This is a genomic window from Pseudomonas sp. RT4P38 (genome assembly GCF_054897765.1).
This window is the reverse complement of the sequence record NZ_CM142703.1, coordinates 75100-87515: the sequence shown is the minus strand read 5'-3', so window position 1 is coordinate 87515 and position 12416 is coordinate 75100. Positions and strand designations below refer to the sequence as shown.

11 protein-coding genes are annotated in these 12416 nt (G+C 58.8%); 6 read left to right on the top strand and 5 right to left on the bottom strand.

The annotated features are described in order from the left end of the window. Positions 1 to 28: 28 nt before the first annotated feature. Positions 29 to 919 carry a 4-hydroxybenzoate octaprenyltransferase gene (gene ubiA, locus ACYZT7_RS00425; RefSeq protein ID WP_462039520.1) on the bottom strand — a complete coding sequence of 297 codons (891 nt, stop codon included), beginning with the start codon at positions 917 to 919 and terminating at the stop codon, positions 29 to 31. Then, on the bottom strand, positions 919 to 1458 hold the full coding sequence (locus ACYZT7_RS00420; RefSeq protein WP_462039519.1) for a chorismate--pyruvate lyase family protein: 540 nt from the start codon (positions 1456 to 1458) through the stop codon (positions 919 to 921). Before ACYZT7_RS00420 ends, ubiA begins: the two co-directional genes overlap by 1 nt. A gap of 225 nt (positions 1459 to 1683) precedes the next feature. On the opposite strand from ACYZT7_RS00420, the gene ACYZT7_RS00415 reads away from it, so the two are divergent. From ACYZT7_RS00415 to ACYZT7_RS00405, 3 genes are all read left to right on the top strand, one after another. Further along, on the top strand, positions 1684 to 1851 hold the full coding sequence (locus ACYZT7_RS00415) for a rubredoxin (RefSeq protein WP_007954349.1): 168 nt from the start codon (positions 1684 to 1686) through the stop codon (positions 1849 to 1851). Between the two features lie 20 nt (positions 1852 to 1871). Then, positions 1872 to 3020 (top strand): NAD(P)/FAD-dependent oxidoreductase, encoded by a 1149-nt coding sequence (locus tag ACYZT7_RS00410; RefSeq protein ID WP_462039518.1) that lies wholly within the window; start codon positions 1872 to 1874, stop codon positions 3018 to 3020. A 194-nt stretch (positions 3021 to 3214) separates the two neighbouring features. Continuing rightward, positions 3215 to 3490: an HU family DNA-binding protein gene (locus ACYZT7_RS00405; RefSeq protein ID WP_003213368.1), complete on the top strand. Its 276-nt coding sequence runs from the start codon at positions 3215 to 3217 to the stop codon at positions 3488 to 3490. Positions 3491 to 3580: 90 nt separating this feature from the next. On the opposite strand, the gene ACYZT7_RS00400 is transcribed toward ACYZT7_RS00405, so the two are convergent. Further along, a complete protein-coding gene (locus ACYZT7_RS00400; RefSeq protein WP_462039517.1) occupies positions 3581 to 3976 on the bottom strand; it encodes a DUF6124 family protein in 396 nt (131 codons plus the stop codon). A gap of 508 nt (positions 3977 to 4484) precedes the next feature. Here ACYZT7_RS00400 and ACYZT7_RS00395 point away from each other — a divergent pair. The 3 genes from ACYZT7_RS00395 to ACYZT7_RS00385 are packed head-to-tail and all read left to right on the top strand — an operon-like array spanning position 4485 to position 9416. Continuing rightward, the gene (locus ACYZT7_RS00395) at positions 4485 to 4673 is read left to right on the top strand and encodes a hypothetical protein (protein WP_462039516.1); all 189 of its coding nucleotides are present in this window, start codon (positions 4485 to 4487) and stop codon (positions 4671 to 4673) included. Beyond that, the gene (locus ACYZT7_RS00390; RefSeq protein ID WP_462039515.1) at positions 4670 to 8302 is read left to right on the top strand and encodes a toxin VasX; all 3633 of its coding nucleotides are present in this window, start codon (positions 4670 to 4672) and stop codon (positions 8300 to 8302) included. The genes ACYZT7_RS00395 and ACYZT7_RS00390 overlap by 4 nt, the downstream gene beginning before the upstream one ends. Further along, positions 8286 to 9416, top strand: coding sequence for a hypothetical protein (locus ACYZT7_RS00385; RefSeq protein WP_462039514.1), 1131 nt, complete (start codon positions 8286 to 8288; stop codon positions 9414 to 9416). The genes ACYZT7_RS00390 and ACYZT7_RS00385 overlap by 17 nt, the downstream gene beginning before the upstream one ends. 83 nt (positions 9417 to 9499) lie before the next feature. Here the strand turns inward: ACYZT7_RS00385 and ACYZT7_RS00380 are convergent. Together ACYZT7_RS00380 and ACYZT7_RS00375 are read right to left on the bottom strand one after the other, a co-directional pair. After that, positions 9500 to 11052 (bottom strand): IS3 family transposase gene (locus tag ACYZT7_RS00380; RefSeq protein ID WP_462039513.1). Its coding sequence is split into 2 segments (ribosomal slippage): positions 9500 to 10590 and positions 10590 to 11052, totalling 1554 coding nucleotides; the frame shifts between segments, so codons are not numbered across the junction. A gap of 123 nt (positions 11053 to 11175) precedes the next feature. Beyond that, on the bottom strand, positions 11176 to 12141 hold the full coding sequence (locus ACYZT7_RS00375; protein ID WP_462039512.1) for a transposase: 966 nt from the start codon (positions 12139 to 12141) through the stop codon (positions 11176 to 11178). Positions 12142 to 12416: the final 275 nt, after the last annotated feature.

Sequence of the window (12416 nt, the reverse complement as noted above, 5' to 3'; positions counted from 1 at the left end):
CTGCCCCCATGCCGGGAGCAGGTTTGATTCAACGCAGCCCGTAATCCAACACAATCCCCACAAAAATCGCCAACCCGGCCCAATGGTTGTGCAGAAACGCCTTGAAGCAACGCATCCGGTCCTTGCCGCGGGTGTACCAGAACTCCCACGCAAAACACCCCGCTGCCGCCAGCAATCCCAAGTGGAACCAGCCGCCGAGCTCAAATTTCGACCCGGCCAACAGCAAGCAACCCAACGCCAACCCTTGCAGCGTCAGGATGATCACCCGGTCCGCTTCGCCAAACAGAATCGCCGTGGATTTAACGCCGATTCTCAGATCGTCGTCGCGGTCGGTCATGGCGTAATAGGTGTCGTAGCCCACCGTCCACAACAGGTTGGCGATCCACAGCAACCACGCCGCCGCCGGCAGTTCACCGGTTTCGGCAGTGAACGCCATTGGCATCCCCCAGGAGAACGCCGCGCCCAGCACCACTTGCGGGTAATAGGTGTAGCGCTTCATGAACGGGTAAGTGAAGGCCAGTGCCAAACCACCGAACGACAGCCAGACCGTCGTGGCATTCGTGCACAGCACCAGCAAAAAGCTCACGCCCATCAGCAGCGCGAAGAACACCAGGGCTTCTTTGGAACTGATCTTGCCGCTCACCAATGGCCGCTGTTCGGTGCGCTTCACGTGGCCGTCGACTTTGCGGTCCGCCCAGTCATTGATTACGCAGCCACCGGCGCGGGTCAGCACCACACCGAGGACGAAAATGACGATGTTGGCCAGTGACGGTGAACCTTTACCGGCAATCCACAATGCCCACAGGGTTGGCCACAGCAGCAGATAAATGCCGATCGGCTTGTCCATGCGGGTCAGCTGAATGAAATCCCAGGCCCGAGGGTTCAAGCGATTCAGGGACTTGAGCAGGCTCTGGTACATCAGCAATTCTCCGGATGGGCGCGGGTGGCGTTCCACAGGGTCGGCAAGAAAATTTCGGCCACCAGCACGCTCAAGGCGCCACGGTCGAAACGCGAGCGCCGGCCCCACAGTTCAGGTGCCCGGGACTCCATCGGCAGCCACTGTTGAGGATAATGACAAACCTCGATAGCACGGCGCTGGAACGCTTGATCGCAAAACAGCAATTCGCCCAGGGAACGGCTGCCCAATTCGTCCATGTGCAAACCGTCGCCCTGCAACGCGCTGCGCGCCGCCACGCTGCGTGCAAACACCCAGGCCTCGCCGTGGCCACGCAGATACACCTCGCGAACCCAGCCCTCGCTGCCTTCGGCCAGATCCAGTGCGGCACATTCGTCGACGCGCAGAGGCTGCCAGCCTTCGAAGAGTGGAGTGACGCTGAAGCCGTCATTCGACAAACGGATCAGCCGTCGGGTCAGAGAGCCTTCGTCGAACAACCAGTCGAGGGTAGACGTGTCGGGGAGGGGCGTCAGTTGGCTTTCAGGGAGCCAGAGCGGGGTCATGGTGGGGGATTTTGAGTGCGGCACAGTGAGTCATTATTGGCAGCAAATGAGGCGGCGAGCTTACCATGTCAGCCGGCGATTTTGATTGATCCGGCCAGCCGTCGCGTCGAACAGGCTTGCATCTGCCGGGCCCGATCAGTACAAAACGCCCCTGAGCCGGACGGCAGCGCTCCAACCATCGACCGTTCGCGCCGGCAAAAGCCTGAATCCTGAGGATGTACGTGAATGAAAAAGTGGCAATGTGTGGTCTGCGGCCTGATCTACAACGAGGCCGACGGCTGGCCGGATGACGGCATTGCGCCCGGCACTCTGTGGCAAGACGTGCCGGAAGACTGGCTGTGCCCGGATTGCGGTGTAGGCAAGATGGATTTCGAAATGATCGAAATCAACTAAGACATTTGAAGGAGTAGGGAATGAACGCACCTGTCGTGATCATCGGCACTGGGCTGGCTGGCTACAACCTGGCCCGGGAGTTTCGCAAACTCGATGGCGAAACCCCGCTGCTGCTGATTACTGCAGATGATGGGCGCTCCTACTCCAAGCCGATGCTGTCCACAGGCTTCGGCAAAAACAAGGACGCCGATGGCCTGAGCATGGCCGAACCGGGCGCCATGGCCGAGCAATTGAAGGCTGAAGTGCGCACGCACACGCGCATCAGCGGCATTGATCCGGGCCACAAGCGCTTGTGGATCGGTGAGGAATCGGTGATTTACCGTGACCTGATCCTGGCGTGGGGCGCAGAAACCGTGCGAGTGCCGATCGAAGGCGATGCGGCTGACGCCGTTTTCCCGATCAACGACCTGGAAGATTACGCACGCTTTCGCGCGGCGGCGGCCGGCAAACGTCGGGTGTTGCTGCTCGGCGCCGGTCTGATCGGCTGCGAGTTCGCCAACGACCTGATCCTCGGAGGCTACGAGGTGCAATTGGTTGCACCGTGCGAGCAAGTCATGCCGACCCTGCTGCACCCGGCGGCGGCCGCTGCGGTTCAGGCCGGGCTGGAAAGTCTCGGCGCACGCTTCCACCTCGGGCCGGTGCTCAACCGCTTGCAGCGTGTGGCTGATGGCCTGGAAGCGCATCTCTCTGACGGTCAGGTGATTCCTTGTGACGTGGTTGTTTCGGCCATTGGTCTGCGTCCGCGCATCGACCTGGCGGCTGCGGCCGGTGTGCAGGTCAATCGCGGCGTGGTCGTCGATCGTCACCTTAAAACCTCCCACGCCAATATCTACGCCTTGGGCGACTGCGCCGAAGTCGACGGGCTGAATCTGTTGTACGTGATGCCCCTCATGAGCTGTGCGAGAGCGCTGGCTCAGACCCTCGCCGGAAACCCGACGGCGGTGAGTTATGGCCCGATGCCCATCACCGTGAAAACCCCGGTTTGCCCATTGGTGGTTTCACCACCGCCACGGGGTTTCGAAGGCGTCTGGACTGTCGAAGGGCAGGGCGCGGACATCAAGGTATTGTGCCGCGATGCCAGCGGCAAACTGCTGGGATATGCCCTGACAGGCGCTGCGGTGATGGAAAAACTGGCCCTGAACAAAGAGCTTCCGGCACTGCTGGCGTAAATACCGGTCGTTCTGTCGGAATCACCCCTCTTTTGCCCTTACAAAGGTCGCGCCGAGACTGGCGCGGCTCTTCGCTGCGTGCCATCCTCACTCCCGTCTGCCGCAGAGTAGAGCACCTGCGGCGCTTTGGGCGCTGTTCCAACGAGAACAGCACGGACATAACAACAAAAAACCGTCAAAGGGGCTTCACTAACATGCGTAAACCAGAACTCGCCGCTGCAATTGCTGAAAAAGCAGACCTCACCAAAGAGCAGGCCAACCGCGTTCTCAACGCCGTTCTCGAAGAAATCACCGGCGCTCTGCACCGCAAGGACAGCGTCACGCTGGTGGGCTTCGGTACCTTCCTGCAACGCCATCGCGGTGCCCGCACCGGCAAAAACCCGCAAACCGGTGAGCCGGTTAAAATCAAGGCCAGCAACACCGTTGCGTTCAAGCCAGGCAAGTCGTTGAAAGACAGCGTTAATCCGTAACACGCACCGACTTCCCGCATAGCCGGGTGAGCGGGATAAAAAATGGGCACGCCAATGTGGTTGGGTGCCCATTTTTTTATGCCTGACGAATCAGCTGACTCGGTTTTGTTGCTTGGCGAAAATCGCCGCCATCTCGGGTTCATCCAGATGATCCAGCGCTCGCTCCACCAACAAATGCACGCCGTCGGCCATGCGGCTGAGCGCCAGGGCTACGGAGCGGCGTGAGCCGTCGACATCGTCGGCGAGGCTCGCGGCGATGGCGCTAATGGACAGTAGGTCTTCCGAAGCGTTGGCGAGGAGTGCTTCAGTGTTGATGCCCTGGCAGACGCTGAAGAGCTGGCCGTTGCGTTTTGGTGGTTTGGGGTCGGCTGGCGGGAAGTGATGGTCGAGGGCGCGCTCGGCGGCTTCGTTGAGTTTGTTTGAATCGGGGCTTTCGTATGGGGAGACCGGATCGGTGTCTGGTGGGTTGGGTGTGACCTTGAACATGATCTTCAATTCCTTGAATGATGCTGACAACACTTCGCCGACTAAACGAAGGGGTGGCAGCTGTACGCAGGTTAGTCGGACCGGGGAATTGAAGAAGCCGGCGCACCCGAAGGTGCCCTACGCACAGCCACCATCAAATGCAGGTAGGAAATACCTGTCTGACAGAAGCTTGTGCAACTTCAATTACCAGCGAGCGACTAAACCCGATCACTGATGGGCAGTGACAGGAACCAAGTTCCCGACCGTCCCCAAGGCGCACAAGCCGGCGGATTCTGGCGTAGCCGTAGGCAACGACGCAAGGTGTTGTAGCTTTCAGGACGTAACCTTGAGCCGTTTTAAACTAGTGCTGTCGAGCAGTGTTTAACTACCGGAAATGTTGGCAGGAAACGATATTCGACAACATTCGGCATAACGGATGCGTCCTACGCTAAATATCGATTCGTCTGACTGCGCCAATGGGTAGATCCACGCAAAGTCCCTTGTCTTTAAAAGACACAGGGATATGTGGATGCACAGTGCTGCCAACCAAGTCATTTTCAGACGCGACACTGATTTTTCCTGCGACATTCAGGTACTCAATCAGCCCACGCGCATCACCCCAACGCTCCATACACCATCGCTGCAATCCCCCGGCGAGCGCATCGCGTTGGCCGCCGACCTGGCCCAGCGCTGGGCCAGTCAAGGGAGCCGCCCATGACCCACCCTGCCAACCTTGCTGCGGCCGCCGCCTCCAAAACCGCCATCGGCTCACCCGGTGCCTGCCCTTTGCGGCAAACCCATGTGCAGTTGTTGCCCTTGCGTTATGGGCTGGTGGAAAAGCCCCTCGACCCGAGTGCCGAACTGAAGCTGCCGTATACCCTGACGACCCGTCCTCTGGGCATTCGCATGCTGCGCGATGGCTGGTTGTACGTCATCGACAGCGTGACCGGCCATCTGCACGAGTATCAAGTACTTAACGGACTGGTCAGCGCCTTGCTGCACAAGGGCGCCAAGGTTGCCGACGATCAGCGCACGCCCATCGAAGAGCGTCCGGCGCTGGTGTTTTCACGACGCAGCACCCTGCATGTGAGCTTCGCCGAAGTGCAGTGGACGGTGGCCAAATGCGCTCAAGTCACTGACAACCGCGAGGAACGCGAACACTTCATGCAGGCCGTCGATCTCGGCCCGGTGCATTGCCAAACCGGTAGCGCGAACTTGCTGACGGTCGCGCAAGGCAAACAGTGGTTGGCAGAGATTGCGACCGATCCGGCCCGGCAGGCGCAAGCCGCGCAAGACCGCGCGGAACAGGACACCGAGTCGCCGCCGGACGCCGTTCTAATGCCGACGGTGGACGTCAGCGATGCCCCCGCGCACGAACGTGAACCCTATCTGTGGGAGCAGCCTCGGCGCTTTCGCGAGGCGCACATTGGCGAGTTTCTCGGGCGGGTACGCCCGGCTTATCAGGACGACACCCTGTTCCTTGTGGTGCACGACGACCTCGGCGTATTGCGTGATCTGGCCGAATATCAGGACACCGTGGTCGGCTGGGTCGACGACTGGAGCAATGCCGACCATAACGAACGCGATTACCTGTTGGCCTGTTTTATCGAGTCCCTGAGCCAGCTCAGTCCGGCCGATATCGGCAACCTGGCCGAGGCCAGCAACGATCCGTCGGTCCAGGTGCTTTTTGGCGATCTGGAACAGTTGCCCGAACCGGATCGGGAACACACCCGCAAAGCCTTGCTCGACTACCTGAACAAGGGCGGCAAGGTCGAGCCTACGGGCGTACCGGTGCCACCGGAACTGGAGCAGTTGCGCAAAGAAGCCCATGCCGAAGCGTTCAAATTCGCCAAGTACCAGGGCGCCGCACCCGACTTCACCGCCCACAGCCGCGCCAGTGACGAGGCAGACCGCCGTTACTACGCTCGCCAACATTTCAAGGTTGCCCCCGACGATTTCGTCGAACGTCACCTCGATACCTTGATAAAACTCGGCCAAGAGCAAAACAAACGCATCATCGATGTGCTCGAAGGTTCCAGCTTCAGTGGCAAACGCGGGGTCAACGATTTCATCGACCGCCCCGCCATGGACGCGGCGCTGTTTCAGCATCGCGACGACCTTGGCCGCTGGAACCGCTTGCTCGAACGCATCACCGCTGACCGTACGATGATGGTATGTGCCGGTCGCTACCATCGTTCGGCCTGGTACTACGACGCGCAGGATCAACAGCAACTCCACCAGGCCTTCACCGCCGAATACGCCTGCCTCAAGGACATCTGCCGCAGTGACCACGCCAGCGAAACCCTCCTCGGTTATCTGGAGAAACACCCCGAACTGACCCGGCCACTGTTCTACACCTTGCCCCTGCGTCTTCAGCCAGAACGGGCCGCGCAATACGCCACGTTGTTCAACGCCGGCATGGGGGTGTTCAACAACCTGCCGCACTGGTTGGGCGAGCTGCAGAAAATCGAACAAGCGCACCTGCCAGCCCTCGACGACCTGCCCGAGCATACCCGCGCTGTCGCGGACGCGGCCCAGCACAGCCTCAGCCCGGCGCTGAACCTGGGCCTGAGCCGGGCGCTGGAAGGGTTCGACCTGTCGGCAGAGAAAATCCCCGACCTAGACGAGCTGTTCAGTCGTCTGCCCAAAGCCTTGTCGGGGCGGATACTCGATGCGGCAAAAACCACCGGCGTGACCTTTACTGTCGCCAGCCCGGCGGAACATGCGGCGCTGCAAACCAACCTCAAGGAACTGCTCAGGGAGCGCGACTACCTGAAAACCCTGACCCGCGAACGCAACCAGCTCACCCACAACAAAAACCGGGCGGGGCACAAGACGCCACGGGCGGTGGAGTTGCAGGGCGAGATCGTGCGAGTACGCGGGCAGTTGACGCTACTTGAAGGCCGGTTGGCTGGGGCGCTGAGCCCGATTGCGGAGCTGCCGGATCAGTCGGCGCGCCTGTACGGCGCGACGCCGGCTCGGGCGGGGGTGACGGTGGTGTTTCCGCCGGCGCAGCAGTTGGAGGTGCGGAGTTTGTTGAAGGATATTCGGCTGGGGGTTCAGAGTGTGCCGAATGCGAATTTGGTGAGAAGCGAGGGGATGGGGTTGTTAATGTTTTTGGTGCAGGGGGTGAATTTGGTTTCGGTTATAAGGGAACTGACCAACCAATCCAGGAACAAGCGAGTCTGGATGCCCGTTTTTAATGCAGCGATGACCACCGGGGCCGCTGGGTTCACTGCGGCGCAAAGTCTCGCCGATACAGCGTTGAAGGCACGTAGCGCTGCACTCGTCGCGGGACTTCAACACCACGCCTTGCAGAATGTGCATTTGCAGATGGGCAAGCTGCATGTTGGACTGGGCATTTTCACCTACGGCTTCGGTTTTATCTCTTCAGTGGTTAGTCTCAATACCCAACAGCAGAATTGGCAACAGGCGACGCGTAGTGGGAATGCTGCTGCGCAGAATAGTGCAGCGCTCGCTGCAACGGGCGCGGCCGGCATGACGACCGTCAATGCCTATGGCTTAGGTCATACCTTACACGTGGGGTATAGCGTAGCGATTGCCAGAAACGCTGCAGCAAGAACGGCTGCTTGGGCCGCGGCTGGTACCCGTTTGTCCACCGTGTTCTTCCGCTTCAATCTGGCCGGTGCCCTGTTCACCATTTTGGAGTTGGGCGGAACCTGGCTGTACAACCGTTACAACATCAGTGCCCATGATAAATGGCTGAAAACCACACCCTGGAGCCTGGACACCGATCATCGCGGCGACCATGCCCTGGATGAATATCAGCGTTATCTGGCCTATTTGCTCAACGCCCCGTATACGCAACTGGGCCCGAACGAGCATGACTCGTGGCTGAAAAACCTCCTGCTAAAAGCCAAGCCCAGCGACATTCACTTGGTGCTGCCAAGGTTCAAGCTCAATGATTTTCAGCCGCCCCTGAGCGGTCACCCGACTCATCGCCTGGGAATCGGTGCCCACCGTCTTTCCGTTCCCCTCCATAGTCGTGGCACGCCGCGAGAACGCAAGGACGTTATCAGCGATGAAATCACGGCCAGCCTGCGCATCGTACAAACAGGACCCGATCGGCTGGTGCTGTGCCTGCAATATCCCGTGGATCCTGACAGCGAATTTACCCCGGCGTCCGAAACACTGGAGCTGGCCGTCTGTATACAGACCTTGAACGCCAAGGGGGTGTGGGAATCGCTGACTGACGTTATTCACCTCAACCCGCGCGGTAAGGGTCATTTCCCTGCGTTACCTCGTCAATCCGTTACCGAGCATCCACCGTTGTTGCTGGTTCAAACCCATCTGCTGGAACTGGCCGACCATGCCCACCAAGATTGATAGCTCCCTGCCTGCACCGCACCTTGAGCAATCCCGCAAAGCCGGCGATGTCGAGCCGTTTCCCAGCGGAAGGATCACCTATCTCGCGCCGTTGCCATTGCCGACACCGCTGCCGCCGCATGGCCCGCATATCGGGGAACTAAATGAGGTGTACATGGACTTTGGGCTGGGATCACCGCAAATCTTTATGTGGCAGATGACATTAGGGGGACCATTCAGTGTTGCCTTCTCGGTTGCATTCTTAATACCTCTATTTGGCGGCTTCATGTTTTTCTTGTTCGGCATGGGCTGGGACGATATTACTCATGCCATAAAAGGAGTATTCAATGAGGCGTACGGACCAGCCATACAGGGCGGTTTTTTAATGCTGCTCATCGGCCTCGGCGTCTGGCACCACAACCATAAAAAACGTCTCCAAATCATCCCCACCCGCTTCAACCGCCAACGCCGCGAAGTCTGCTTCATGCCCGAAGACGCCACCGACCCCGTCTTCGTTCCCTGGGAATCCCTCTCCGCCTGGATCATCGAAGCCCAAGGTGCCACTCAATACGGCATCCACCGCCAATACGGCATGGGCATCGGCTTCCAGCACGGCGAGACCCTGACCAGCGTCGAATTTCCCTGTTTCGGTCTTTCCCTGGCCATCAGCCACTGGGAAGCCATCCGCGGCTACATGGAATACGAAGTCAACGACCTAAAATCCATCCAGGACCCGCAAGACCTGCAAGGCCCCGACGATCCACCCCACGAAGGCCTGCACACCTTCCGCAACGCCCGTGCGCGCATGCACCAACAAATCCGCGATGGTCAGCGCGGTCGGGTGTCCGGCTTTTTCTGGTACCTGTACCACGTGATGACGCTGTGGACGATTCCCAACCACCTGACCGAATGGGAAGTCCGCCGACTTCAGAAAATGGCCCCGCACGCCTTGCCCGAGGTCATGCGCCAATGGTCGGAACCGCTGCCGAAGGAACAATGGGCGAAGCCGAGCGAAGAACTGCTGCGCCTGAGCGCACAGGTCCGCGTCCTGCACAAACGTCAGCCGCGACGCCCGATCACCGAGATTTTTGCCGAGGTACAGCGCGCGAATCCGACCGACAAACGTCGCGCATGAGGTGTTATTCCAAAGTAATCGGTTCGGACAATTAGCTGACAACATCGGCGTTTTTCAAGGTAGTTGTCGCGTCAACCGTTCAACTATGCCGCTCTTTTCTCGTACTGCTGCTCCCGATCCGGATTCAGCATCACCGCTCCTATCGGCTCCCAGTTCCGCGTCTGGCCTGACCAACGTTCCGGGCTTTTCTTGCGCGCTCGCTGGTACAGTTCATGCCGCCGCGCCAGGATCTGCTGGTCCAGCCCTCGATGCCGCTCCGTCGGTGTCACGAAGCGGATCCGGCTATGCCGGTGCTCGTTGTTGTACCAACGCATAAAATCTCTCACCCACGCGCGTGCGGCGTCCAAGCTGGCAAAACCCTCCTGCGGCCATTGCGGGCAATATTTCAGCGTTCTAAACAGCGACTCCGAGTACGGATTGTCGTTGCTCACTCGCGGTCGGCCACGGGACGGCGTGATACCCAGGTCGTACATCTTGCTCAACAGCGTCAGCGATTTCATCGGCGCACCATTGTCCGAGTGCAGCACCAGCGGCTCGTGTAAACACTGCTCGCCGATCACGCTGCGTTGCAGCAGCGCAGCCGCTTTTTCGCCGCTTTCTTCTTCGTAAACTTCCCAGCCCACGGCCTTGCGGCTGTAAATATCTTCGATCAAATACAGGTAGTAGTACTTGCCGCGTATCGGCGACGGCAAATACGTGATGTCCCACGACCACACCTGATTGGGCGCTTTGGCGACATGCGTCGTCGGTGCCGCATGCCGTCTGGGTCGCTGGCTACGGCCCCGATGATGTTGCTGACCGGCTGCACGCAGGATGCGATAAAACGTCGCTTCCGACGCCAGATAACGCCCCTCGTCAGCCAGCCTCGGTACGATCTGACTCGGCGGCAAATGGGCATACGCAGGGCTGTTACACAGCGTCACGATCGCTTGTCGTTCGATCTCGCTCAACGCATTACGCGGCGTGGGCCGCACGGTGGTTGTGCGGGCATCGGCTTGAAGATCCTCACTCTGCGTCCATCGCTGCAAGGTTCTGAGCGACAGCCCCACCTCTTGGCACGCTCTGATTTTTCGAGCACCGGCCTCGATGGCTTCGATCAACCAAGCCACCAACAACTGCCGTTCCGGCAAAGAGGTCAGGTGTCCTCGTTGTCGATCCCCCAGTAATCGTTGAGCTTTTTTCGCAGCACCAACAACGCGGCGGTTTCGGCCAGCGCCTTGTCTTTACGCAGCAGTTCGCGCTCAAGTTGCTGAATACGTTTCTTGTCCTTGCGAGATTGTTCGCGGTCGACCTTTTGTTGGTTCTGAACACTCTGCTGCCCCGTGATACAGGCTTGGCGCCAGGCGCTGACGTGTTCGGGGTACAGACCTTTTCGTCGGCAGTACTCACCCAGTTCGAGCTGCGACAGACCGGCGGTTTCAAGGACGACAGCGAACCGGGCTTCAGCAGACCAGTTCTCGGGGAGTGGCTTGTCTTCAGGCACTGCGCTTCCTTCAGAACTGACCTTCTTGCGCCAGTTGGACAAAGACATTTCGCTAACCCCTTCACGCCGGGAAACCTCGGCCATCGTCAGGTTCAGCGGGGGAAGCAGCATCTTGAGTAATGCGGCTTTGCGTTCAGGTGAATAGTACGGCACGACCAGTCTCTTTCCGCCCCCGATATGCTTTTTCAGGAAAATTCGGAGAGGCGACAACTATCCTGACACCGGGGGACATTGGGAGCACTTGATGCCGTCCCAGACGTGTTGCTTGAAATGTCTTCAGTGCTGCTTGCGCAAGCGCTTTGGCGGAACCGAAAACCGTCGATTTGAATCAGCGGAATAGCGAGAACCGGTTACAGCCTCCAGTTGCCCGCCTTCACGCACAAAATCATTCACCTCTTTCACCCGGCGACTGCGGAGCCAGGTAATCCATTGGATCAACTCGGCGTGCCCCTGCTGTTCAAGCATCTGCGTAAAACGCACCTGCCAGCGCTTACAGGCAGGTCCGCAAAGCCCTGTACGGCGTTGCAAATCAACCACGCTTTCGCCATTGATCACCCCTTGAGCAAAACCCAGCCAGTGTTCCGGATAACCCAATCGGGACAGCTCCGTGCCACGCAGTAAGCTCAACGTGCTTGAGCAACCAGAGCAGTAGAAATTAGGGCGCCGCTCATCGACACGCTTCATATCAAGTGACCCACACTTTGAGCAAACAGCCTGTTGAGTCGTCAGTAAATGCTCTAACCCGCTAAGGAAAGCCTGGGCCTGGGCCGCAATATGCGGCGGCGGTTCCAGGTCGGTTCGATCTTGTCGCGCAGACCACCAGTGGTACAACGCTGGAAACTCTTTAGCCACTACCGCACGGCAGGGTTTAATCCAGCGCCACGTGGTGCTGGGGGAAATGCCCATCGCTTTGGCGACATTGGGCATGGACCAGCCCGCTAAGAGGTACTGTCCGTAGGCGGACCACAGGTGCATAAGCCCGTACCCCGAAAATGGATTTTTCGACAGACAGTTAAAGCCTTTATTGCAAGCTGCACAGCGGTAAAACGGAAGACGCAGGTTTGGCATGGCCTCCAGTCTGAAGCGTGGATGACCACACTGCGGGCACTCGACCGGTGATTTATTGGGTAGCTCGTGCAGATAACGGATAAATGCATCCGCCTGACTGTGCAGCTCGATGGGCAGGCATCTGTGGTAGTCAGGTGAGATTGCCAAGTGGGCAGCATTGGCCGGAGCGAACATGCGCTTATCCTTTTGCTTGTATAGCTCGTCCTTAAGCTGAGAGAAAAAAATCGCGACGCCTGAACCATGCTCGGCTTGAGCAAGTCGACAAAATACCGTGCACGCTAACAAGGCATACAAAGAATTGATGTAGGAGGGATTCGGAAGAGCGGTAAGAAATTTCCGCGATACCGAAAGTTTCGTTTTGGAACTTTGGATTTAATGCAAAGTGCCATCACGATGATGGCACTTTTCTTATTGGCTGTTGTCACTCGTCGATTTATTCATCGATACCG